Source organism: Ancylobacter sp., from assembly GCF_965279025.1.
Taxonomy (GTDB): domain Bacteria; phylum Pseudomonadota; class Alphaproteobacteria; order Rhizobiales; family Xanthobacteraceae; genus Ancylobacter.
The window spans coordinates 2,664,841-2,687,535 of the sequence record NZ_OZ257132.1 but is presented as its reverse complement, the minus strand read 5'-3'; the positions used below and the strand labels follow the sequence as shown (position 1 = coordinate 2,687,535).

Genomic DNA, 22,695 nt, shown 5'->3' with positions numbered 1-22,695 from the left:
TTGCTTACAGGCTTGTATACAAGTTTGTGAGCAAGAGTGCGGGCCCAGCCTGATGAATCCAGCCACCGCCAATATCGAGGAAGCGATCCTCTCCGCCATCCTCGCCGGCCGCATCAACCCGGGCACGCGGCTGGGCGAGCAGAAGCTCGCCGACCTGTTCGGCGTCTCCCGCACCCGCGTGCGCGAGGCAATGATGCGGCTGGAAACGCGCGGCGTGGTGCAGGTGAGCGCCCGGCGCGGTTGGTATGTGGTGGAGCCTTCGGCGGAAGAGGCGCGCGAGGCGTTCCAGACCCGGCGCGTCATCGAGACCGGGCTGCTGCATTCCCTGCGCGCGGTGCCGGACGAGGTCCTGCAAAGCCTCAAGGAGCACGTCGCGATGGAGCGCGACGCCATCGGCGCCGGCGACGTGCATTCCCGCGCCTGCCTGCTCGGCGACTTCCACATTCATCTCGCCGACGCGCTGGGCAACCGGCTGCTGACCGAGATCGTGCGCGATCTCACCGCCCGCACCACGCTGATCTCGATGCTCTACCAGCCGACCGAGAAGGCGGAAGAGTCGAGCCATGACCATGAAGACATCGTCGCCGCCATGGAGGCGGGCGACCTCGCTCTCGCCGCCCGGCTGATGGACGAGCACATCGGCAAGGTCGAGGCGGGGCTGGACCTCACCGCCAAGCCCGACCCGCTGGCCGGCCTGCGCGCGCTGCTCTCGCCAGCGGTGTTCGCCGGCAATGCCCCTTCCGTGCCGCACACGCATGACCATCCCCATTCCCACGGCCATCCGGCCACCAAGGAGGATTGACCGCATGAACCGCCGCCGCCTCATTTCCCGCTCGCTCGGCCTTCTGGCTGCCGGCGCGCTGCTGGCCGCCACGCAGATGACGCTGCCCGCCGCCGCCGACGCGCTCGCCACCATCGAAAAGGGCAAGGTGATCCGCATCGCCGTGCCGCAGGATTTTCCGCCCTTCGGCACGGTCGGCGCCGATATGGAGCCCAAGGGCTATGATGTGGACGTGGCCAAGCTGATCGCCGAAAAGCTCGGCGTGAAGCTGGAGCTGGTGCCGGTCACCAGCGCCAACCGCATCCCCTATCTGCAGACCAACAAGGTCGATCTCGTCATCTCCTCGCTGGGCAAGAATGCCGAGCGCGAGAAGGTCATCGACTTCACCGTCGCCTATGCACCCTTCTTCAACGGCGTGTTCGCCCCGGCGGATGTGACGGTAAAGGACGCCGCCGGCCTCGCCGGCAAGACGGTGGGCGTGACGCGCGGCGCGGTGGAAGACCTGGAGCTGACCAAGATCGCCCCGGCCGACACCACCATCAAGCGCTACGAGGACAATAACGGCACCATCTCGGCCTTCCTTTCCGGGCAGGTCGAACTGATCGCCACGGGCAATGTGGTGGCCGCCGCCATCCTCGCCCGCAACCCGCCGAAGAAGCCGGAGATCAAGTTCCTCATCAAGAACTCGCCCTGCTTCATCGGCCTCAACAAGAACGAGCCGGCGCTGCTCGCCAAGGTGGATGCCATCATCGGCGCGGCGAAGACGGATGGCGCGCTCGACGCCATCTCGCAGAAATGGCTCGGCGCCAAGCTGCCCGCCGACCTTTGAGAGCGGGCTTATCGCCGGCGGTGATGGCAGCCGCCGGCGTCCTTCAAGACCCGGCCCTGCCGGGCACCTCAGCATGACGATGCTCTGAAACGTTTCGGATGGTCGTCAGGCTGAGGAGCGAGGCTGGGGTGGCGCAGGCGCAAACGGCCTGCGTCCTTCGAGGCCCGCTGCGCCGGGGCACCTCAGGATGACAACGACCGGAAACGCTTCCGATCGCCGTCATGCCGAGGAGCGGGCTCGCCCCGCGTCTCGAAGCACGCAGGCCCCCGCCTCTCGCCTTGCCTCTGAAGCCTTCGTCCCTTCCCATCCCAAAGCGGGAGTTCACGGGCATGAACTACGCGTTCGATTATGGCTGGCTGCTGGAATATTGGCCGGTCCTCGTGAAGGGCATCGGCATCACCGTCGAGCTGACGCTGGTCGGCGGGGTGCTGGGCGTGGCGCTGGGCATCGCCTGCGCCTGGGCCCGGGCGCTCGGCCCGGCCTGGCTGCGGCCGGTGGTGGCGACCTATGTGGAGCTGATCCGCAACACGCCCTTCCTGATCCAGCTGTTCTTTATCTTCTTCGGCCTGCCGGCGCTCGGCCTGCGCATGGGCGAGCTGGAAGCGGCGAACCTCGCCATGGTGATCAATCTCGGCGCCTATGGCTGCGAGATCATCCGCGCCGGCATCCAGGCGACGCCCAAGGGGCAGTTCGAGGCCGGCGCCTCGCTCGGCATGGGGCGGGTGCAGACCTTCTGGTACGTGGTGCTGATCCCGGCGCTGCAGCGCATCTGGCCGGCGCTGTCCTCGCAGATCGTCATCGTCATGCTGGGCTCGGCGGCGGTGTCGCAGATCGCGGCGGAGGACCTCACCTTCGCGGCGAACTTCATCCAGTCGCGCACCTTCCGCGCCTTCGAGAGCTACTTCGTCGCGACGCTGATCTACCTCGCCCTCGCCATCGGCCTGCGGCAGGCGCTGCGCGGCCTCGGCTGGACGCTGTTTCCACGACGTTCGGCACGGTGAGGGAGGCGATCATGGATGAATTCACCACCTGGGATATCCTGCGCAACCTGCTGCTGGCGGCGCGCTGGACCGTGCTTCTCTCCCTCGTCTCCTTCATCGGCGGCAGCCTTGTCGGCGCGGCGCTGCTGTTCGCCCGCATCGGCAAGGGCCGGGTCGGGCCGGCCTTCGTGAAGGCCTATGTCGAGCTGTTCCAGGGCACGCCGCTGCTGATGCAGCTGTTCCTCGCCTTCTTCGGCCTGGGCCTGTTCGGCATCGACGTGCCGGCCTGGCTGGCGGCGGCGACGGCGCTGATCCTGTGGTCGGCCGCCTTCCTCACCGAGATCTGGCGCGGCTGCGTCGAATCCGTGGCGCGCGGCCAATGGGAGGCCTCCTCCAGCCTCGGCATGGGCTACCTCCAGCAGATGCGCCACGTCATCCTGCCGCAGGCGCTGCGCATCGCCGTGCCGCCCACGGTCGGCTTCTCGGTGCAGGTGGTGAAGGGCACGGCGCTTACCTCGATCATCGGCTTCGTGGAACTCTCCAAGGCCGGCACCATCGTGACCAACGCCACCTTCCAGCCCTTCACCGTCTACGGCCTCGTCGCCCTCATCTATTTCTGCCTGTGCTGGCCCCTGTCCAAGTCTTCCCAGATCCTCGAGAGGAAGCTCAATGTCGCTCATCGAAATCACTGAAGTGAAGAAGCGCTTCGGCGACAACGAAGTGCTCAAGGGCATCAATATCGATGTCGCCCCGGGCGAGGTCATCGCCATCATCGGTCGCTCGGGTTCGGGCAAATCCACCCTGCTGCGCTGCATCAACGGGCTGGAGAGCATCGACGAAGGCTCGATTTCGGTCGCCGGCGCGCAATTGCTGCCGGACGAGCTGCACCTGAAGGCGCTGCGGCTGAAGGTCGGGATGATCTTCCAGCAGTTCAACCTGTTTCCCCACCTCACGGCGGGGCGCAATGTCATGCTCTCGCAGATGGTGGTGAAGAAGACGCCGAAGGCCGAGGCCGAGGTGATGGCGAAGAAGATGCTGGAGCGCGTCGGGCTCGGCCACAAGTTCGACGCCTATCCCGACCAGCTGTCGGGCGGCCAGCAGCAGCGCGTCGCCATTGCCCGCGCGCTCGCCATGCAGCCGATCGCCCTGCTGTGCGACGAGATTACCTCGGCGCTCGATCCGGAGCTGGTGAGCGAGGTGCTCGCCGTGGTGAAGGAACTCGCCAGCGAGGGCATGACGCTGATGATGGTGACGCATGAGATGCGCTTCGCCCGCGACGTGTGCTCGCGAGTCGTGTTCATGCATCAGGGCCGGGTGCATGAGATCGGCAAGCCGGAAGAGGTGTTCGCCAGCCCGAAGACGCCCGAACTGCAGCAGTTCCTCGGCGTCACGCACTGAGGCGCGCCCTCAGCCGCGCGGGTTGGCGGCCAGCAGCAGCGAGGCGGCGGCGTGGCGATAGGCGCCGCCGGAGCCGAACAGCTCGGCCACCCAGTCGACGAAGACCCGCAGCCGGCTGCTGAGATGCCGGTTGGGTGCGTAGACGACGTGGAGCACGATCTGGCCGGCGTGCCAATCGGGCAGCACGCGCACCAGCGCGCCTGAGTCGAGATAGGGGCTGACCATGGGCTCGATGGTCTGGGTGACGCCGAGGCCGGCAAGGCCGGCGGCGAGGTACGCGGTAGAATCGTTGGTTGCCATGGAATAGGGCAGGTGCAGCTCGTAGCTCTCCTCGCCCCGCATCATGTCGAAGGCCACCGGGCGCCCGGTGCGTGCGTTGAAATAGCCGATGACGCGGTGGCCCTTCTCCATGTCGCGCGGGTGCAGCGGCATGCCGTGGCGCTCGATATAGCCGGGCGCGGCGAAGAGCATCATCCGCACCTCGCCGATGCGGCGGGCGATGAGGGTGGGGTCGAGAAGATCGCCGCCGCGAATCGCGCAGTCGACATTCTCGGCCAGCAGGTCGACGGTCCGGTCGGTGACGCCGAGGTCGAGCTGGATGTCGGGATAGCGGGCGAAGAAGTCCGGCAGCGCCGGTATCAGCGCATAGAGCGCCAGCGAGGACGGCACATCCACCCGCAGCCTTCCGGCGGGGCTGGCCTGCGACCGCGCCATGGAGCCGTCCAGTTCGTCGAGGTCGGACAGCACCGCCAGCGCGCGCTCATAATAGGCGGCGCCGTCCGGCGTCACCGCCACGCGGCGGGTCGAGCGGTTGAGCAGCTTGGTGCGCAGATGCGCCTCAAGCTGTTGAATCAGCTTGGTGACGGTCGGCTTGGGAATGTCGAGAAGGTCGGCGGCGCGGCTGAAATTGCCGGCCTCCACCACGCGGACAAAAGCCCGCATTGCCGCGATCTGGTCCATGGTTACCGTACGATTATTTCCATATGTGAATAATGTTATCGCCGAACGACTATTTTTTCGAGAGATCGATCGGATTAGTTTTCGCCGCACTGCAACAGGAGCAGGATGGAATCGGGTGGCGGCGAAGGCCGACATCGCGATGGTGGGCGCCATGACGGCTTTGTGGACCGAGGAGATGCTGGAGATCGACGGGACGGCGCTGCCGGCGCGCGTCTATCGTCCCGGTGCGCCGCTGCGTCCGACCCCGCTGGTCCTGCACCTGCATGGCGGCTGCTTCACCGATGGCGACCTCGATTGCAGTGTCCGGGTCTGCCAGATCATGGCCGAGGCCGGGGCGGTGGTGGTCTCCATCGATTATCCGCTGGCGCCCGAGCATCCCTTCCCCGCCGCCCTCAACGTATCGTTCAAGGCCCTCGGCCAGCTTTACGCCGAGCGCGCAAAATGGGCCGGGCGCGGCGCCCGGCTGTTCGTCGCCGGCGAGGAGGCCGGCGCCAACCTCGCCACGGCGCTGACCCTCATGGCCCGCGACCAGCAGGCGCCGGCGCTGGCCGGGCAGATCCTGCTCTCGCCGATGGTCGATCCCAGCCTGTGCTCGGGTTCAATCCATGCGGCCTCGGCGGGGGCGTCGGGCTGCAAATGGGCTGATGGCTGGCATCGCTATCTCGGCAGCGCCGACCGCGCCGCCCATCCCTATGCGGCGCCGCTGGGCTCGCGCCGGCTCGGCGGGCTGGCCCCCGCGCTCATCGTCACCGTCGATGACTGCCCGATCCGCGACGAGAGCTTCGCCTATGGCGAGCGCCTGCGCGAAGGCGGGGTCACCGTCGAATGCCATTTGCTCGAAGGCACGGACTGCTCGGACCAGAGCATGGACGCCGCCATCGAGGCCGCACCGCTTTGGGAACAGGTCCTGCGCGACCTGTTCCGCAACTTCCTGGCGGAGAATTCCGCCGCAGCTATTCGCACCGTTCGGGCCTGAGGGCCGGGAGATCCGTCATGAGTGACAAGACATTCGGCACCGACGCCGCGTCGGGAAACATCGCGCACGCCCCCCTCGCCCACGACGAGGCCGCACGCGCCCAGCGCCCGAAGACGGCGCGCGGCTGGCGCGAGGCCGGCCTTGCGCTCACCCTTGCCATGGTCGCCACGGCCGGGGCGGTCTTGGTTTCCTGGCCGAGCTCCACGGCGCTGGCCACCGATCCCGCGCCCGCGCAAGCCGCCGCACCGCCGGCCATGCCGGTGGAAGTCGCCGTGCTGAAGGCACGCGACACCATGAAATGGGACGAGTTCTCTGGCCGCCTGCGCGCCGTGGAAGTGGTCGACGTGCGTTCGCGCGTCGAGGGAGCGGTGTCGCAGATTCATTTCCGCGAGGGCGCGCTGGTGAAGAAGGGCGACCTTCTCGTCACCATCGACCCCTCCCCGTTCGAGGCGGCGGTGAGCCGCGCCACCTCGTTGCAGGAGGCTGCCGCCGCCCGCGTCGAGCTGACCCGCAGCGAGCTGGATCGCGGCAAGCAGCTGGTCGACACGCGCGTCGTCTCGGTGCGCGATCTCGACCAGCGCACCAATAATTTCCGCGAGGCGGAGGCCAATCTGCGCGCCGCCGACGCCGCCGTGCAGACCGCCAAGCTCGACCTCGGCTACACCGAGGTGCGCGCCCCGGTGGACGGCCGCGTCGGCCGCATCGAGGTAACCGTCGGCAACCTGGTCGCGGCGGGCGCCTCCTCGCCGGTTCTGACCAGCCTCGTCTCGGTCAACCCGATCTATGTCAGCTTCGACGCCGACGAGAACGCGGTGGCCGAAGCGCTGGCCTCGGTCGGCGAGCATGACGTTGCGCTCACCGCGATCGACCAGATCCCGGTCGAGATCACCACCGCCACGACCGGCGGGCGCACGGTGCGCGGTCATCTCCAGCTCGTCGACAACCAGGTCGACACCGCGACCGGCACCTTCCGCCTGCGCGCGGTGTTCGACAATGCCGATGGCCGCCTGGTCCCGGGGCAGTTCGCCCGGGTGAAGATGGGCCGTGGCAAGACCGAGGCGGCATTGGCGGTGAACGAGCGCGCCATCGGCACCGACCAGGACAAGAAGTTCGTGTTCGTGGTCGATTCCGAGAACAAGGCCGTCTGGCGCAAGGTCACCCTCGGCCCGCCGGCCGACGGGCTGCGCGTCATCACCGACGGGCTGAAGGAAGGCGAGCACATCGTCGTCAACGGCCTGCAGCGCGTGCGCCCCGGTGCGGTGCTGGCGCCCGAGATCGTGCCCATGGATACCGCATCCGCCGCCGCCGCGACGGACCCGACCACCTCCGTCGCCGCGCGCTGATCGCAGCTCCGACACTCTACCTCCTTGGGGGAGGACGCTATGAATCTGTCCAAATTCTTCATCGACCGGCCGATTTTTGCCGGCGTCCTCTCCGTTCTCATTTTCCTCGCCGGGCTGCTCGCCCTGCGGGTCATGCCGATTTCGGAATATCCGGACGTGGTCCCGCCGCAGGTGATCGTGCGCGCCACCTATCCCGGCGCCAGCCCGAAGGTCATCGCCGCCACCGTCGCCACGCCGATCGAGGAATCGATCAACGGCGTCGAGGACATGCTCTACATGTCCAGCCAGGCGACGACCGACGGCGTGATGACGCTGACCGTCACCTTCAAGCTCGGCACCGACCCCGACAAGGCGACGCAGCTGGTGCAGAACCGCGTCGGCCAGGCGGAGCCCCGCCTGCCGGAAGAGGTGCGCTCGCTCGGCATCACCACCGCCAAGAGCTCGCCGACCTTCCTCATGGTCGTGCATCTGCTCTCCCCCAATGACCGCTACGACATCACCTATCTGCGCAATTACGCGGTGCTGAACGTGAAGGACCGGCTCGCCCGCATCGGCGGTGTCGGGCAGATCGATATCTTCGGCGGCGGCGACTATTCCATGCGCGTCTGGCTCGACCCGCAGAAGATCGCCGAGCACGGGCTTTCCGCCGGCGATGTGGTGGCCGAGATCCGCGCCCAGAACGTGCAGGCGGCCGCCGGCATCGTCGGCGCCTCGCCGGCGCAGGCGGGCGTCGACCTGCAGCTCACCATCAATGCACAGGGCCGGCTGGAGACCGAGGAAGAGTTCGGCGACATCGTCGTGAAGACCGGCGAGACCGGCCAGGTGGTGCGCCTGCGCGACGTGGCGCGGCTCGAACTCGGCGCCGCCGACTATGCGTTGCGCTCGCTGCTCGACAACAAGCAGGCGGTCGGCCTCGGCGTGTTCCAGGCCCCTGGCTCCAACGCGCTGGAAATCGCCGAGAACGTCCGCGCCACCATGGCGGAGGTCAAGAAGACGATGCCGGAAGGCGTCGACTTCGACATCGTCTACGACACCACCCGCTTCGTCGATGCCTCCATCGACGCCGTGGTGCACACGCTGTTCGAGGCGGTGCTGCTCGTCGTCATCGTCGTCGTGGTGTTCCTGCAGACCTGGCGTGCCTCGATCATCCCGCTGCTAGCCGTGCCGGTGTCCATCGTCGGCACCTTCGCGGTGATGTACCTGTTCGGCTTCTCCATCAACGCGCTCAGCCTGTTCGGGCTGGTGCTGGCCATCGGCATCGTGGTCGACGACGCCATCGTGGTGGTGGAGAATGTCGAGCGCAACATCGAGAACGGGCTGACCCCGCGCGCCGCCGCCTATCAGGCGATGAGCGAGGTGTCCGGGCCGATCATCGCCATCGCCCTCGTGCTGGTGGCGGTGTTCGTGCCGCTGGCCTTCATCACCGGGCTTTCCGGCCAGTTCTACCGGCAGTTCGCTCTCACCATCGCCATCTCCACCGTCATCTCGGCGATCAATTCGCTCACGCTCTCCCCCGCTCTGGCGGCGCTGCTGCTGCGCGGGCACGACACGCCGCCGGACCGGCTGCAGCGCGTCATCAACTTCCTGTTCGGCTGGTTCTTCCGTGGCTTCAACTGGGTCTTCGCGCGCGGTTCGCACGGCTATGGCAGGGGCGTGCGCGGCACGCTGAAGGGCAAGAGCGTCGTCATGCTGCTCTATGCCGTGATGCTGGGCGCCACCTGGTGGCTGTTCCAGGCGGTGCCTCCGGGCTTCGTGCCGGCGCAGGACAAGCAGTATCTGGTCGGTTTCGCCCAGCTGCCGGACGGCGCCACGCTCGACCGGACGGAAGACGTGATCCGCCGCATGACCGAGATCACCCTCGCCCAGCCCGGTGTCTCCAGCGCCGTCGCCTTCCCGGGCCTGTCGATCGCCGGCTTCTCCAACTCCTCGAATGCCGGCATCGTCTTCTCGGTGCTCAAGCCCTTCGAGGAGCGCCAGAGCCCCGAGCTCTCCGCCGGTGCCATTGCCGGAGCGCTGAACCAGAAATACGGGGTCATCAAGGACGCCTTCATCGCCATGTTCCCGCCCCCGCCGGTGCAGGGCCTCGGCGTGGTCGGCGGCTTCAAGCTGCAGCTGGAAGACCGTTCGGGACAGGGCTATGAGGCGCTGAACAACGTGACCAACGCCTTCATGGCCAAGGCCATGGCGGCACCCGAGCTCACCGGCCAGTTCACCACCTACCAGATCAACGTGCCGCAGATCTTCACCGATGTGGACCGCACCAAGGCCCGCCAGCTCGGCGTGCCGATCAATGCGGTGTTCGAGACGCTGCAGGTCTATCTCGGCTCGCTCTATGTCAACGACTTCAACAAGTTCGGCCGCACCTACTCGGTACGGGCGCAGGCCGACGCGCCCTTCCGCGCCCGGCCGGAGGACATCGGCAAGCTGAAGGTGCGCTCCAATAGCGGCGAGATGATACCGCTCTCGGCGCTGCTCCGGGTCGAGACCACGGCGGGGCCGGAACGCGCCCAGCGCTATAACGGCTTCCTCACCGCCGACTTCAACGCCTCCCCCGCGCCCGGCTTCTCCTCGGGCCAGGCGCAGGCGGCGGCGGCCCGCATCGCGGCGGAAGTGCTGCCGCCGGGCTTCGACTTTGAATGGACCGACCTGACCTATCAGGAGATCCTTGCGGGCGACTCCTCGTTCCTGGTGTTCCCGCTGGCGCTGCTGCTCGTCTTCCTCGTGCTGGCCGCCCAGTATGAGAGCCTGACGCTGCCCATCGCGATCATCCTCATCGTGCCCATGGGCCTGATGGCGGCCCTGTTCGGCGTCTGGATGGGCGGGGGTGACAACAACATCTTCACCCAGATCGGCCTCGTCGTTCTGGTCGGCCTGTCGGCGAAGAACGCGATCCTGATCGTCGAGTTCGCCCGCGAGCTGGAGTTCATGGGCCGCAACCCGGTGGAGGCGGCGATCGAGGCCAGCCGCCTGCGCCTGCGGCCGATCCTGATGACGTCCTTCGCCTTCATCATGGGCGTGCTGCCGCTGGTGCTCTCCACCGGCGCCGGCGCCGAGATGCGCCATGCCATGGGCATCGCCGTGTTCGCCGGCATGATCGGCGTCACCTTCTTCGGGCTGTTCCTCACGCCCGTCTTCTACGTGCTGCTGCGACGTCTGGCGGGCAACCGTCCGTTGCGCCAGCACGGCGAGGCCCATATCGCGCCGCTTGCGGCCGAGTGAGCCTTGCTGCCCGGCCGGGAGGCCAAATTCCAGTGCGTCGGTTGCCCCCTCGGCGCGCCTGAGCCCAGCCTCCCGGCCGGTATAGGTCGACAATCCCCCGTGGCGATGCCACATGCACCCGAGGCCGGCACCCCATGCCGGCCCCGGTGTCAGGGGTCGCCAGCACATGAAGCCGATCAGATCCGACTGGACGGACGTGGTGCTGGTCTGCCGCAAATGCGCGAAGAAGCTCGACGGCGGCTTCGGCCCGGGCGAAGAGCAGACTCTGCCCAAGGCGCTGCGCGCCGCCATCTCCCGGCGCGAGGGCGGCAAGGTCATGAAGAAGCCGCGCCGCAAGGGCGCCCGGGTCGCGGTGATCGAGGTGCCGTGCCTCGACATCTGCCCGAAGAACGCCGTCATCGTCATTCCGGCCGGTACGCCCGGCAGCTGGCGCAGCGTGCCGCGCGGCGCCGATCTCGACGCGCTGGTCAATGACCTCGCCCCGGCACGCGAAGGCGCGTGATCAGGCCGGCGTTTCCGCCGGCTTCTGCGGGTTCAGCGCCCACACCAGCACCGTCATGATGCTCACCCCGATGACGATGCCGACCAGCCGGTTGATCGGCGGATCGAGGCTGTCCGGCGGCGAGGCGCTGACCAGCGTCGCCAGAAAGGCGATGGCGGATTGCGTGCCGATATAGGCCTGTTCCGATTTCGACAGGTGGATGCGGGCGAAGGAAAACACGCCCAGGAACAGCATCGAGGCCCACCACCAGACATCGCTGGCGTCGATCAGGATCACCAGCAGCCCTGCCGTGCCGCCCATCACGCAGCCGAGAATGCGCTGGAAACCGCGGTGGCGGGTGGCCAGCGGGTCGCTGTCGACGACGATGAGGCTGGAGATCAGCACCTGCGGGAGTTGCGGCAGGTCGAACAGCGACCAGATGATGACGATGGTCAGTGCGCCCACGCCGGCGATCAGCGACTGGCGCTCGGCATTCAGCGCCGTCGTGGCGGCGGCCTGCGTCTTCAGCCGCGCATGCAGTTCGCCGGCATGCGGGCCCAGCGCCCAGCTCGCCAGCGTGCCGCAGACCACGCCGATGACGATCTCGTAGCAGCGGTAATGCGCGAAGCTGTAGAGCTGGTCCGGCGTCGTCATGGTGTAGAGCATCACCAGCGCAAAGGTGAGCGCGCCGTAGAACCAGGCATAGCCATAGGCGCTGCGCTGCCGTCCATAGGTGCCCACCGCCGCCGCGATGGTCACCAGCGCCGCCTGCATCACCGGCAGGCCTTCGGCCCATTGGCCGACATAATAGCCGCCGATCACCCCGATGAACGTGCCGGTGATGCGCAGCACGCCCTTGGTGAACAGCGCGTCGCGGTCGACATTGGCGATGATCATCACGCTCAGCGCCGCCCAATAGGGCTCCGCCAGCCCCATCAGCAGCGCGATGTACACGGCGGCGAGCACGCCGGTGGCGGTGGCGAAGGCCTGCCGGTCGACATCGCTGATGCCGGTGTCGCGGGGGGCCGCCTCCGCCATGGCTCAGAACCAGATCAGAACGCGGGCATCGGCGCCGTTGAACAGGCCGAGGCCCTCCGGCCAGTCGTCGAGCGTCACCTCGACCGGAAAGCGCCGGGGCAGGCGCACCCAGTCGGTGGTGGGTTCCACATAGGGAATGACCTGCGGATTGTCCGGCGAGCGGGCGACCCCGCCGGCAATGCCGCTGACATGGCCCCAATGCAGCACCCACGGGTCGGAGCCGATCGACAGCAACGCCCGCTGGCCGATGCGCAGGCGGGCGAGATGGCGCTCGCTCATATTCGCCACCACGCGGCGGCGGCGGTCGGTGACGATGGCGAGCACTTCCGAGCCGGGGCGCAGATAATCCCCCACCCGGGTGACGAAGGGCGCCACCCGGCCGGCATCGGGGGCGTTGATCACGGTCTTGGAAAGATCGTACTGCGCCTTGCCCACCGCCGCCTCGGCCGAAGCGATGGCGGCCTCCGCCACCGCCACGCGGCGCGCCGCGACGCTGAGCTGGGCCTGCGCCGCCATGACATTGGCGCCGGCGGTGGCGACGTCGCGGGTGGCGACATCGAGGGTCGCCTCGGGCGAATAGCCCTCCGTCTCCAGCGTCTTCACCCGCGCAAGCTGGTCCTGCGCATTGGTCTCCACCGCCTGCGCGGCGGCGACATTCGCCTTGGCCGCCGTCACCTCGTCCTGCGCGAGGTCGAGGTCGGCGCGGGCCTGGGCGAGCGCGGCCTGCGTCTCCTGGACCTTCAGCGCATAGGGCGTGCGCTCGATCTCGAACAGCAGCTGGTGGGCGGCGACCGGCTGGTTATTCTGCACCGCCAGCTTGGAGACCGGGCCCTCGATCTCCGAGGACAGCACGACGATGTCGCTCATCACATAGGCGTCGCCCGTATAGGCGAAGAAGCGCACGCAGGTCTCATAGAGCAGGAACAGCCCCAGGATCACGCCGACGATCAATGTCACCGGATGGCGAAGCAGGCGGCTGAGCATGAAACGGCGGGACTCCATGAGACCGGGCATGGAGCCGGCGCCCGCCATCATCGCGGCTTTGCCGCCCGCGCTCAATCCTCCTCCGCTCCCCCTTGCCGCCGAAGATCCGGCGAGCGGCGACTATGGTTAGCGCTCAGTGACGGCGCTCTTCGAGGGCGGGCAGCATCGGCTCCTCGTCCTCCTCGCTGCGCTCGCGTGCCCCGGGGTGCTCCTCGATCATCGGGCCGGGGGTGCGGGCGGCGGCGCGGGCGGCCTCGGTGCGCCGCGCGCGGCTCGGCATGGCAAGCTCCTCGGCGCTGTGGTTCACCACCCGCAGCGGCGGCGACATGCCTTTCTTGTCGGTGCCGAGATAGACCGTCTGGTGCGGGTAGGGCATCTCGATGCCGCGCACGTCGAAGGCGGCCTTGATACGCCGGTAGAATTCGCGCCGTACGTTCCACTGCCCCAGAGGGCGGGTCTTGAAGCGGCCGCGCAGCTGGATGTGCGAGGGGTCCAGCGCCTCGACGCCCACCACCTCGAACGGCGCGGTGATGGTCTCTGCCAGTGGGCCGTTCGCCACCATGTCGGCTGCCACCTCGGCCATCAGCGCCAGCGCTTCGTCGATGCTCTCGCGATAGGCGATGCGCACATCGACCACCGCATAGGCGAAGTCCTTCGACATGTTCTTCACCGTCTGCACCTCGCCGAACGGGATCGAATGCACATTGCCGTCGAAGTCGCGCATGTGGACGGTGCGGATGGTGATCTTCTCGACGAGGCCGGCATGGGCGCCCACCTCCACCACGTCGCCCACCGAAATCGTGTCCTCCATCAGGATGAACACGCCGGTGATGACGTCCTTCACCAGCGTCTGCGCGCCGAAGCCGATGGCGAGGCCCAGCACGCCGGCACCGGCCAGCAGCGGCGCGATGTTGATGCCGATCTCGGAGAGCAGGATCAGGCTGCCAATGGTGAGCAGCACCACGCGAAAGGCGTTCTGCAGGAAGGGCAGCAGCGTCTTCAGCCGGGACGAGTTGGGATTGCCCGCCCGCAACCGCTCGCCGAAGGCGGTGGAGATTTCCCACGCCACCAGCCCGACAAGCACAACCAAGCCGATGGAGATGAGGCGGCTGACCGCCGTCTGGCCGCCTTCGGAGGCCAGACGCTCGAAAGGCCGCGCGCCCCATATTTCGAGCAGGACGAGCGCGGTGACCAGCACCACCAGCCCCTGCATGGCGCAGCGCAGCGCCGGCAGATAGCGGTTGGCGCGGGCCTCCAGCAGCGGGTAGCGGGTGCTCATGTCGCCATTCAGCTTGAACACCCGCTCGAAGGCCCGCAGCATCAGCGCGATCACCAGCGCCGCGATGCCGAGCGCCAGCAGCGACAGCAGCGTGGCGCGGGCGAGGAAGGCGAAGCCGCCATCGACGTCGAGCGTCCAGACCACATAGGCCGCCACCACATAGGCGATGACCAGGATGTGCCAGAAATCGGCCACGACATCGCGCAGCCGCGTCACCCGGCCCTCGCGCACGCCGATGCCGCGCAGCCGCCGCGCCACCCCGCCGCGGATCTGCAGCACGAACACCACGCCCATGCCGGCGACGAACAGGCCCAGCGCATTGCCGAGGAAGCGATAGGTCGGCAGGGCCAGCCCCAGCACCCACGCCGCGCGCAGCAGGAAATGGCCGTAGACGAGGGTGTAGGTGAAGCGTCGGACCCAGAGATAGCCATAGGCGGCGCCCTCATGGTCGAGCGGGAACAGCCGCATATGCGGCGCGTCCGGCGTCAGCACGGCGCGGGCGGCGACCAGGATGAGCCGGGCCAGCACATTGGCGTTGATGATGGTGACCACCGCCAGGCGCACGACGAAATTGAGCTCGACCAGCGCCAGCACGCCGAAAGCCGTCGCCGCGAAGGCGACGATGGGCAGCACGTCGATGGCGGTCCGCACCGCCAGCAGCAGCACCCGCAGGGCGATGGCGCGCGCCGGGCGGGCTTCCACCGCCCGCCGCAGCCGCGCCAGCATCCGCTTGGCGATGTATTCCGCCAGCAGCGCGGCGGCGAGCACGGCGATGATCATCGTCACCGCCCACCCCACCCGCTCCAGCACCAGCGGATCCGACAGGTCGCGGAAAAGCTGCTCGGCCTGTGCCGGCAATTGCTCGACCTCGCCGACCAGCGCCAGCACCGAACCCGAGATCGCCCCGAGCGACTGGGTGGCGCCCGACAGCCAGTCGTCGCGGCCTTCCGCCGGCGCGGTGGTGGCGGCAGTGGCCGCCGTCCCCGGCTCGCTCTCGACCAGCGCGCGCAATTGCGCCAGGAAGCGCGCCCGCGCCGCGTCGTCGCTCAGCGTTTCCAGCAGGGCCCGCAGGTCGCGCTGGCCGTTCTGCGTCGTGGCGGGCGCTGCGGTTGCGGAGGTGGCGAGGCCGGCGGGCGGACCGGCGGTCTGGGCGGCGAGCGTGGCCGCGAAGGACGGGGTGGCGAGAAGGCAGAAGGCAAGCAGGAGGCGTTGCAGGACGCGCAGCGGCATGAGGCGTTCCGTCGTTCGCGGCCCTTCGGCGGTCGACCACGGGCGCGCTGATGTGAGAAGCCGGAATGGCGGGTGCGGCTTGGTCAACGCCCCGGCGGCATGAGGGTTCCCCCACCCGCCGGATCGGCAGGCACCGCGCGCCGCCCAGCGTCGCAATGTCGCTGCGGCCTTGCTCCAGTCACGTTCATCGACACATTGGGCCGCACACGTTTTAACCGAGTGAGGACATGGAAGCCTTATCCGCCGATGTGGTCGCGTTGCTGCACAGCCATGAGTACCTGATCCCGCTCGTCATCGGCCTCATCGCCTTCGGCGAGTCGCTGGTGCTGGTCGGCCTCCTCATTCCGGCAACCGCCCTGATGATCGCCATTGGCGGGCTGGTGGGAACCGGCATCGTGTCGCCCGTGCCAGTGATCGGCGGCGCCATTGTCGGCGCGGTGCTCGGCGACATCGTCTCCTATTGGCTCGGCCGCTGGCTCGGCCCGCGCGTGGTACATCGCCCGCCGCTGCAGCGCTATCGCGAGCAGGTGGCGCAGGCGCGCCTGTTCTTCCGCCGCTTCGGCTTCGCCTCGATCTTCGTCGGCCGGTTCTTCGGCCCGGTGCGGGCCACCATGCCGCTGGTCGCGGGCATGATGCGCATGGACCAGCGCCGCTTCCAGTTCGCCAACGTGTCCTCGGCCATCGTCTGGGCGCCGGTGATGCTCGCCCCCGGCTGGCTGGCCGGCAAGGGCGCCAACGAGCTCGGCGCCCACAGCCAGGGCGAATGGCTGGTGCTGATGGTCGGCATCACCCTCGTCATGCTGATCGCCACCGTGGTCGTGCTGCGGGTGATCAAGGGCCGCATTGCCAAGCGGCCGCGCACCCGCCGCCGCCCGGTCAGCGCGCCGGGAGCGTGAGCCTCCCGGTGCCCGATTCCCGTCTGCTGCCGTCTTAACCATTTCGTAAGGAATTCCGAGTCGCCCCGGCGCATTCCGTTAAGATGGCCCCTCCAGAACGGCTGTCGGCGAACGGCGCGGCGCGCCCGGCGAATGGCGGACGGGAAGAAGACATGATCGACAAACGCGAGCCATCCATCGATTCACCTCAGGCGCGCCCGGGCGATGAGGCGGCTGCCGCCGCTGCCCCCGCCCCGCGCCCGCCGGCCGCCGCGCCGCCTTCCCCCGCTGCGCGCGCCAAGGGGCCGCCGCAGGACCCTGTCGCCTTCCAGCGCTGGCTGGGCATCGAGCAGCTCAAGGTCGACATGCGTCGGCTGGAGCTGGAGAACAAGCGGGCCGAAGCGGCGCCCGCCCGCGCGGCCCACCCGGCCCTCGCCGTGCTGCATGGCGTGGTGCTGGTCGGGCTCCTCGCGGTGGTCGCCTTCCTCGCCGCGCAGACGCTGAACCTGCGCGAGGAAATCTCCACCTTGCGCGCCGCGCAGGGCCAGATCGTCGAACGGCTCGATGCGTTGGAAAAGCCGGCGCTGGAGACGCCGGCCCCCGCGCCGCAGGCTGCGGCACCTGCTGGCGCAGACGCACAGACGCAGGCCCAGGCCGCGCCCCCGGCTGCCGCATCTCCGGCGCCCGCCGGCGGCGATGCGCTCGTCCCGCTTGCCGGCACGGCGCCCACCGCCGAGGCCGAACCGGCCGCCGCGGCCTTGCCTGGTACTGGCTATACGGTGCGCATCTTCGCGCCCATCAACACCGTGCCCAGGGCGAAGATCGACAATTTCACCAATGCGCTGAAGGCGGTGGGCTTCGATGTCGTGGTCTCCGACACCGGCGTGGTGCAGACCACCAGCAACACGCTGTCCTATCACGCGGGCAGCGCCGACATGGCGAACGAGGTTGCCGAGATCATCCAGAAGCGGCGCCCGGCGCTTGGCGTCGAGCTGCGCGTCTCGCCCTCGATTCCCGACAATGCCCGCCAGGTACTGATCCTCAACCTGACCGAGGACGCCTTCAACTGAGCAGCGCGCGCCGCTCAGGCGGCGGCGCGGCCCCGGCGTGCGGACCGGCCCGCCTCGCGGATGGCGGCGATGTTGCCGGCATAGGCCTCCTTGCCGCCCTTGAACACCGCCGATCCCGCCACCAGCACATTGGCCCCGGCGGCGGCGCAGAGCGCGGCGGTCTCCGGCGTCACCCCGCCATCGACCTCCAGATGGATCGGCCGCTCGCCAATCATCGCCCGCAGGCGATAAATCTTGGGCAGCACGTCGGCGATGAAGGCCTGCCCGCCGAAGCCGGGATTGACCGTCATCGGCAGAATGAGGTCCACCTTGTCCAGCACATAGGCCAGCGCGCTCTCGTGCGTCGCCGGATTCAGCGCCACGCCGGCCTTCTTACCGAGCGAGCGGATGAGCTGCAGGCAACGATCGAGATGGTGCGTCGCCTCGGCCTGCACGGTGATGATATCCGCCCCCGCCTTGGCGAAGGCCTCGATGAACGGCTCCACCGGCTCGATCATCAGATGCACGTCGAACAGCTTGTCGGTGTGCGGGCGCATCGCCTTGATGACATCCGGCCCGAAGGTGATGTTGGGCACGAAATGCCCGTCCATCACGTCGAGATGGATCCAGTCGGCGCCGGCTCTGGCGACATCGCGCACCTCCTCGCCGAAGCGCGAAAAGTCGGAGGCGAGCATGGAGGGGGCGATGAGAACCATATCTGTCTCTCCCGTCATCCCGGCCGGGCGTAGCGAGAGCCGGGATCGTCATAAAGTGTGAAGCGATCCCGGATCGCCCTGCGGCCGTCCGGGATGACGAGCCTCAAGGGGCGGGGCGCAGCGGCGGGTAGCTGTCGATGCCGCCGGAGAACACCCGGCTGGCGAGGATATCCTCGGCGGTGATGGTCACCAGATCGTCCGCCGTAACCGGCCGGTCGGCGTTGAACAGCCGGTTGGCCTGGCGCAGCCGGGCGCGGTCGAGCGCGTTGCGGATGGAGCGGCCATTGGCGAAATGCGGCTGCAGCATGCGCAGCTCAATATAGCGCTTGAACGCCTCTTCCGCCTCGCGGCTCATGCGGTAGTTCATGGTGTCGAGGATGCGCGCGCCGATGGCGTCGAGCTCGCCCGCCGAATAGTCGGGAAAGTCGACATGATGGGCGACACGCGAGCGGAAGCCGGGATTGGCGGTGAAGAACCGCTCCATGCGGTCGGAATAGCCGGCGAGGATGACGACGAGGTCGTCGCGCTGGTTCTCCATCACCTGCAGCAGGATCTCGATCGCCTCCTGCCCATAGTCGCGCTCGTTTTCCGGGCGGTAGAGGTAGTAGGCCTCGTCGATGAACAGCACGCCGCCCATCGCCTTCTTGAGGATCTCCTTGGTCTTGGGCGCGGTGTGGCCGATATACTGGCCCACCAGATCGTCGCGCGTCACGGTGACGAGGTGGCCCTTGCGGACATAGCCGAGCTTCCTGAGAATCTCGGCCATCCGCAGCGCCACCGTGGTCTTGCCGGTGCCGGGGTTGCCGGTGAAGCTCATATGCAGCGTCGGGCTCGTCGCCTCCAGGCCGAAGCGCCGGCGGGCGGTGTCGACCAGCAGCAGCGCGCCGATCTCGCGCAGCCGGCGCTTCACGGGCACCAGCCCCACCAGCTCGCGGTCGAGCTGGTCGAACACCTCGGCCAGTCCGCTGGCGGCGAATTCGGCGCGCAGGTCGATGGAATCGGGCACCTTGGGCGTGGCCTCGGTGGCGAGAGCGGAATCGTCGATCACGGCGTCCATGGGAGCCTCCATTGGAATTCTCGTCATCCCGGAAGCGGCGCGGCCGCTCGCCGGGATAGCGCGCAGGACGCTCGATCGCGATCCCGGCTCTGCGCTGCGCTTCGGCCGGGATGACGAGCTGAGGCAAAGAAAAAGGGGACCGATGCCGGGCGCGGCATTCCGGCACCGGTCCCTCGCGGCCGGGGAGGAAACCGGTCGGCCGCGATTTTCCGTCGGGGGAGTAGTGGGAGACCGACGGATCAGTAGCGCGCGCCCTCGGGGCGGTTGGCCGCATAGGCGCGCGTCGTGTAGCGGATCGACCGGCCCTCGATCTCCTGGCGTTCCAGCACGAAGCCGGGCTCGTCGGTGGGGCGGTCAGTGAGGAAAGAGAGGCGCAGCGATTCCCACGTGTGGGTGGCGTCGAAGGCGCTGAGGCGGATGTAATGCCGGCCCTTATAGGCCTTGCGGCATTCGTTCAGCTCGAACATCACGCCGGCGGCGTCCGGCACGTCGAACATCGGGTGGCCCCACAGCTCCCAATAGGTGTTGCGCGGGTGCGGGTCGTCGGTGAACTCGATGTTCACCGCCCAGCCCTTGTCGATGCAGTACTGGACCTGCTTGGTGATCTGCTGGTCCGTGAGGTCCGGCAGGAAGGAGAAGGCTCCCTGGGTCAGGCGCATGGTGGTGTCCTCTTTTGCGTGCCCCGGACAAGCGGCGCGCAGCGCCGTGCCGATCCGGGGCCCAGGAAAAATTCGCGAAGCGGCAAAGGCTCGCGGCGAAGGCTGGCGGCAGAAAGCTGTTGTGCCTTCGGCCGGTTCTTTTGCTGGGTCCCGGCTCGCCTTCCGCTCACGCTTCCGGCGTCCGGGACACGGAACGATCACTCCGCCGCGGTGGCCTGCGGCACGAAGTCGGGCGTGTCGGTGGAGGTGTAGTTGAAGGTCACGTCCTTCCACGTCTCCAGCGCCTGCTTCAGCGGCATGCAGTGGCGCGCGGCCTCCTTCAGGATTTCCGGCCCCTCGCCGAGCAGGTCGCGGCCCTCGTTGCGTGCGAGGATCATCGCTTCCAGCGCCACGCGGTTGGCCTGCGCGCCGGCCTGGATGCCCATGGGATGGCCGATGGTGCCGCCGCCGAACTGCAGCACCACGTCCTCGCCGAGCAGGTCGATGAGCTGGTGCATCTGGCCGGCATGGATGCCGCCGGAAGCCACCGGCATCAGCTTGCGGGTCGACGCCCAGTCCTGGTCGAAGAAGATGCCGTGGGCGAGGTTCTGCGGCACGAAATCCTCGCGGCAGAGGTCGTAATAGCCCTTGGTGGTGTGGGGGTCGCCCTCCAGCTTGCCCACCACCGTGCCGGCATGGATGTGGTCGACGCCGGCGAGGCGCATCCACTTGGTGATGACGCGGAACGACACGCCATGCGACTTCTGCCGCGTATAGGTGGAGTGGCCGGCACGGTGGAGGTGCAGGATCATGTCGTTGCGCCGCGCCCACTTCGCCATGGACTGGATCGCGGTGTAACCGATGATCAGGTCGATCATGACGATCGAGGAGCCGAGCTGCTTGGCGAACTCGGCGCGCTCATACATGTCTTCCATGGTGGCGCCGGTGACGTTGAGATAGGTCCCCTTGATCTCGCCGGTGCCGGCCTGCGCCTTGTTCACCGCCTCCATGCAGTAGAGGAAGCGGTCGCGCCAGTGCATGAAGGGCTGCGAGTTGATGTTCTCGTCGTCCTTGGTGAAGTCGAGCCCGCCCTTCAGCGCCTCATAGACCACGCGGCCATAATTGCGGCCGGACAGGCCGAGCTTCGGCTTCACCGTGGCGCCGAGCAGCGGGCGGCCGAACTTGTCGAGCCGCTCGCGCTCCACCACGATGCCGGTGGCCGGGCCGTCGAAGGTCTTCACATAGGCGACCGGCAGGCGCATGTCCTCGAGGCGCAGCGCCTTCAGCGGCTTGAAGCCGAACACGTTGCCGATGATCGAGGCCGAGAGGTTGGCGATCGAGCCGGGCTCGAACAGGTCGAGATCATAGGCGATGTAGGCGAACCAGGAGCCGGGCGCATTCGGCACCGGGTCGACCCGGTAGCACTTGGCACGGTACTTGTCGCAGGCGGTCAGGCGGTCGGTCCACACCACGGTCCAGGTCGCGGTCGAGCTTTCGCCGGCCACCGCCGCCGAGGCCTCGATCTCGTCGACGCCATCCTGCGGGGTGATGCGGAACAGCGCGATGAGGTCGGTGTCCTTCGGCACATAGTCGGGCTGCCAGTAGCCCATCTTGCGGTATTCCATCACGCCGGCGCTGTAGCGGCTGCGCTTCTCCTCGGTGGGCTTGGTCTTGTCGATCGCGTTCATCGATCTTCTCCCTGTGCGTTTCGCCGGCGCGGCGTTGCAGCGCGCGCCTGAAAATCTCGTTGGAAGGCTCCCCGTGGCGGGGAGAGGTTCATTCCGCCGCCACCCGGGCGCCGCCGATCACCGGATCGAGGCCGCCGGAGGCGTAGCGCTTGGCCATGGCGGCCAGCGGCAGCACCTTGATCTGCGCGGCATGGCCGGCCGTGCCGAACTGCTCGAAGCGCTCCCGGCAGAGGTCGCGCATCGCGTCCATGGCCGGTTTGAGGAATTTGCGCGGGTCGAATTCGGATTTGTTGCCCTCCCCGACCTTGCGGAACTGCGCGGTCATGGCGAGGCGGCAATCGGTATCGATATTGACCTTACGCACGCCGTGGCGGATGCCGCGCACGATCTCCTCCACCGGCACGCCCCAGGTCTGGGGCATCTCGCCGCCCGACGCGTTGAACAGGTCCTGCAGCGCCTGCGGCACCGAGGAGGAGCCGTGCATGACCAGGTGCACATTGGGAAGCCGGCGGTGGATTTCCTCGATGATGTTCATGGCGAGGATGTCGCCATCCGGCTGGCGCGAGAATTTGTAGGCCCCGTGCGAGGTGCCCATGGCGATGGCGAGCGCATCGACCTTGGTACGGGCGACGAAATCCTCCGCCTGGTCGGGGTCGGTGAGCAGCTGGTCGTGGCTCAGCACGCCCTCGGCGCCGTGGCCGTCTTCCTGCTCGCCCGCCCCGCTCTCCAGCGAGCCGAGCACGCCGAGCTCACCTTCCACCGAGGCGCCGACCCAATGGGCGGCATCGACCACGCGGCGGGTGATGGCGACGTTGTACTCGTAATCCGCCGGGGTCTTGGCGTCCTCGCGCAGCGAGCCGTCCATCATCACCGAGGTGAAGCCGTGCTGGATGGCGGAGAGGCAGGTCGCCTCGTTGTTCCCGTGGTCCTGATGCATGCAGATCGGGATTGCCGGATACATCTCGGTCAGCGCGTCGATCATCCGCGAGAGCATGATATCGCCGGCATAGGAGCGGGCGCCGCGGCTGGCCTGCATGATGACCGGGGCGTCGACGGCCTGCGCCGCCTCCATGATCGCGATGCCCTGCTCCATATTGTTGATGTTGAAGGCCGGCACGCCGTAACTATGCTCGGCGGCGTGGTCGAGAAGCTGTCGAAGGGTGATGCGGGCCAT

Annotated in this window: 20 protein-coding genes; 11 read left to right on the top strand and 9 right to left on the bottom strand. The window is 68.0% G+C overall.

What is annotated here, in order from left to right; all coding sequences use genetic code 11:
* The first annotated feature begins 52 nt into the window (after positions 1-52).
* The 5 genes from ACQY76_RS12350 to ACQY76_RS12330 all read left to right on the top strand — a co-directional run bounded on the left by ACQY76_RS12350 (position 53) and on the right by ACQY76_RS12330 (position 3,988).
* A complete protein-coding gene (locus ACQY76_RS12350) occupies positions 53-802 on the top strand; it encodes a GntR family transcriptional regulator (RefSeq protein ID WP_428029034.1) in 750 nt (249 codons plus the stop codon).
* A 4-nt stretch (positions 803-806) separates the two neighbouring features.
* Positions 807-1,610: a transporter substrate-binding domain-containing protein gene (locus ACQY76_RS12345; RefSeq protein ID WP_428029033.1), complete on the top strand. Its 804-nt coding sequence runs from the start codon at positions 807-809 to the stop codon at positions 1,608-1,610.
* A 329-nt stretch (positions 1,611-1,939) separates the two neighbouring features.
* Positions 1,940-2,611, top strand: coding sequence for an amino acid ABC transporter permease (locus ACQY76_RS12340; protein WP_428029032.1), 672 nt, complete (start codon positions 1,940-1,942; stop codon positions 2,609-2,611).
* A gap of 11 nt (positions 2,612-2,622) precedes the next feature.
* Entirely contained in the window at positions 2,623-3,282 is a 660-nt protein-coding gene (locus ACQY76_RS12335) for an amino acid ABC transporter permease (protein ID WP_428029031.1), read from the top strand.
* On the top strand, positions 3,260-3,988 hold the full coding sequence (locus ACQY76_RS12330; protein ID WP_428029030.1) for an amino acid ABC transporter ATP-binding protein: 729 nt from the start codon (positions 3,260-3,262) through the stop codon (positions 3,986-3,988). Before ACQY76_RS12335 ends, ACQY76_RS12330 begins: the two co-directional genes overlap by 23 nt.
* Positions 3,989-3,997: 9 nt before the next feature.
* Here ACQY76_RS12330 and ACQY76_RS12325 read toward each other — a convergent pair whose 3' ends face one another.
* Positions 3,998-4,948: a LysR substrate-binding domain-containing protein gene (locus ACQY76_RS12325; RefSeq protein WP_428029029.1), complete on the bottom strand. Its 951-nt coding sequence runs from the start codon at positions 4,946-4,948 to the stop codon at positions 3,998-4,000.
* A 115-nt stretch (positions 4,949-5,063) separates the two neighbouring features.
* Between ACQY76_RS12325 and ACQY76_RS12320 the strand changes: the two genes are divergently transcribed.
* From ACQY76_RS12320 to ACQY76_RS12305, 4 genes are all read left to right on the top strand, one after another.
* On the top strand, positions 5,064-5,924 hold the full coding sequence (locus ACQY76_RS12320; RefSeq protein WP_428029028.1) for an alpha/beta hydrolase: 861 nt from the start codon (positions 5,064-5,066) through the stop codon (positions 5,922-5,924).
* Between the two features lie 158 nt (positions 5,925-6,082).
* Entirely contained in the window at positions 6,083-7,267 is a 1,185-nt protein-coding gene (locus ACQY76_RS12315; RefSeq protein WP_428033002.1) for an efflux RND transporter periplasmic adaptor subunit, read from the top strand.
* A 39-nt stretch (positions 7,268-7,306) separates the two neighbouring features.
* Positions 7,307-10,486, top strand: a complete 3,180-nt coding sequence (locus ACQY76_RS12310; RefSeq protein ID WP_428029027.1) for an efflux RND transporter permease subunit — start codon at positions 7,307-7,309, stop codon at positions 10,484-10,486.
* 166 nt (positions 10,487-10,652) lie between these two features.
* Positions 10,653-10,988, top strand: a complete 336-nt coding sequence (locus tag ACQY76_RS12305) for a (2Fe-2S) ferredoxin domain-containing protein (protein WP_428029026.1) — start codon at positions 10,653-10,655, stop codon at positions 10,986-10,988.
* Here ACQY76_RS12305 and ACQY76_RS12300 read toward each other — a convergent pair whose 3' ends face one another.
* The 3 genes from ACQY76_RS12300 to ACQY76_RS12290 form a co-directional block, all read right to left on the bottom strand.
* Positions 10,989-12,005, bottom strand: a complete 1,017-nt coding sequence (locus ACQY76_RS12300) for an FUSC family protein (protein ID WP_428029025.1) — start codon at positions 12,003-12,005, stop codon at positions 10,989-10,991. It abuts the gene before it with no gap.
* Between the two features lie 3 nt (positions 12,006-12,008).
* Entirely contained in the window at positions 12,009-12,989 is a 981-nt protein-coding gene (locus ACQY76_RS12295; RefSeq protein WP_428029024.1) for an HlyD family secretion protein, read from the bottom strand.
* Between the two features lie 133 nt (positions 12,990-13,122).
* On the bottom strand, positions 13,123-15,498 hold the full coding sequence (locus ACQY76_RS12290; protein ID WP_428029023.1) for a mechanosensitive ion channel family protein: 2,376 nt from the start codon (positions 15,496-15,498) through the stop codon (positions 13,123-13,125).
* Between the two features lie 227 nt (positions 15,499-15,725).
* On the opposite strand from ACQY76_RS12290, the gene ACQY76_RS12285 reads away from it, so the two are divergent.
* Together ACQY76_RS12285 and ACQY76_RS12280 are read left to right on the top strand one after the other, a co-directional pair.
* Positions 15,726-16,394, top strand: coding sequence for a DedA family protein (locus tag ACQY76_RS12285; RefSeq protein WP_428029022.1), 669 nt, complete (start codon positions 15,726-15,728; stop codon positions 16,392-16,394).
* 152 nt (positions 16,395-16,546) lie between these two features.
* Entirely contained in the window at positions 16,547-17,443 is an 897-nt protein-coding gene (locus tag ACQY76_RS12280) for a hypothetical protein (protein WP_428029021.1), read from the top strand.
* A gap of 14 nt (positions 17,444-17,457) precedes the next feature.
* On the opposite strand, the gene rpe is transcribed toward ACQY76_RS12280, so the two are convergent.
* From rpe to fba, 5 genes are all read right to left on the bottom strand, one after another.
* Entirely contained in the window at positions 17,458-18,138 is a 681-nt protein-coding gene (gene rpe / locus ACQY76_RS12275; protein WP_428029020.1) for a ribulose-phosphate 3-epimerase, read from the bottom strand.
* Positions 18,139-18,241: 103 nt separating this feature from the next.
* Complete coding sequence (gene cbbX, locus ACQY76_RS12270; protein WP_428029019.1) at positions 18,242-19,195, bottom strand: CbbX protein; 954 nt, start codon at positions 19,193-19,195, stop codon at positions 18,242-18,244.
* A 239-nt stretch (positions 19,196-19,434) separates the two neighbouring features.
* Positions 19,435-19,854 (bottom strand): ribulose bisphosphate carboxylase small subunit, encoded by a 420-nt coding sequence (locus tag ACQY76_RS12265; RefSeq protein ID WP_428029018.1) that lies wholly within the window; start codon positions 19,852-19,854, stop codon positions 19,435-19,437.
* A gap of 197 nt (positions 19,855-20,051) precedes the next feature.
* Entirely contained in the window at positions 20,052-21,521 is a 1,470-nt protein-coding gene (locus tag ACQY76_RS12260; RefSeq protein WP_428029017.1) for a form I ribulose bisphosphate carboxylase large subunit, read from the bottom strand.
* A gap of 88 nt (positions 21,522-21,609) precedes the next feature.
* Positions 21,610-22,695, bottom strand: a complete 1,086-nt coding sequence (gene fba / locus ACQY76_RS12255) for a class II fructose-bisphosphate aldolase (RefSeq protein WP_428029016.1) — start codon at positions 22,693-22,695, stop codon at positions 21,610-21,612.

Excerpts from the sequence above, each read along its gene's own strand:
- ACQY76_RS12350 (WP_428029034.1), top strand. The coding sequence starts at position 53 with ATGAATCCAGCCACCGCCAATATCGAGGAAGCGATCCTCTCCGCCATC.
- ACQY76_RS12345 (WP_428029033.1), top strand. The coding sequence starts at position 807 with ATGAACCGCCGCCGCCTCATTTCCCGCTCGCTCGGCCTTCTGGCTGCC.
- ACQY76_RS12340 (WP_428029032.1), top strand. The coding sequence starts at position 1,940 with ATGAACTACGCGTTCGATTATGGCTGGCTGCTGGAATATTGGCCGGTC.
- ACQY76_RS12335 (WP_428029031.1), top strand. The coding sequence starts at position 2,623 with ATGGATGAATTCACCACCTGGGATATCCTGCGCAACCTGCTGCTGGCG.
- ACQY76_RS12330 (WP_428029030.1), top strand. The coding sequence starts at position 3,260 with ATGTCGCTCATCGAAATCACTGAAGTGAAGAAGCGCTTCGGCGACAAC.
- ACQY76_RS12325 (WP_428029029.1), bottom strand. The coding sequence starts at position 4,948 with ATGGACCAGATCGCGGCAATGCGGGCTTTTGTCCGCGTGGTGGAGGCC.
- ACQY76_RS12315 (WP_428033002.1), top strand. The coding sequence starts at position 6,083 with ATGGTCGCCACGGCCGGGGCGGTCTTGGTTTCCTGGCCGAGCTCCACG.
- ACQY76_RS12310 (WP_428029027.1), top strand. The coding sequence starts at position 7,307 with ATGAATCTGTCCAAATTCTTCATCGACCGGCCGATTTTTGCCGGCGTC.
- ACQY76_RS12305 (WP_428029026.1), top strand. The coding sequence starts at position 10,653 with ATGAAGCCGATCAGATCCGACTGGACGGACGTGGTGCTGGTCTGCCGC.
- ACQY76_RS12300 (WP_428029025.1), bottom strand. The coding sequence starts at position 12,005 with ATGGCGGAGGCGGCCCCCCGCGACACCGGCATCAGCGATGTCGACCGG.
- ACQY76_RS12295 (WP_428029024.1), bottom strand. The coding sequence starts at position 12,989 with ATGCTCAGCCGCCTGCTTCGCCATCCGGTGACATTGATCGTCGGCGTG.
- ACQY76_RS12290 (WP_428029023.1), bottom strand. The coding sequence starts at position 15,498 with ATGCCGCTGCGCGTCCTGCAACGCCTCCTGCTTGCCTTCTGCCTTCTC.
- ACQY76_RS12285 (WP_428029022.1), top strand. The coding sequence starts at position 15,726 with ATGGAAGCCTTATCCGCCGATGTGGTCGCGTTGCTGCACAGCCATGAG.
- ACQY76_RS12280 (WP_428029021.1), top strand. The coding sequence starts at position 16,547 with ATGATCGACAAACGCGAGCCATCCATCGATTCACCTCAGGCGCGCCCG.
- rpe (WP_428029020.1), bottom strand. The coding sequence starts at position 18,138 with ATGGTTCTCATCGCCCCCTCCATGCTCGCCTCCGACTTTTCGCGCTTC.
- cbbX (WP_428029019.1), bottom strand. The coding sequence starts at position 19,195 with ATGGACGCCGTGATCGACGATTCCGCTCTCGCCACCGAGGCCACGCCC.
- ACQY76_RS12265 (WP_428029018.1), bottom strand. The coding sequence starts at position 19,854 with ATGCGCCTGACCCAGGGAGCCTTCTCCTTCCTGCCGGACCTCACGGAC.
- ACQY76_RS12260 (WP_428029017.1), bottom strand. The coding sequence starts at position 21,521 with ATGAACGCGATCGACAAGACCAAGCCCACCGAGGAGAAGCGCAGCCGC.
- fba (WP_428029016.1), bottom strand. The coding sequence starts at position 22,695 with ATGGCCCGCATCACCCTTCGACAGCTTCTCGACCACGCCGCCGAGCAT.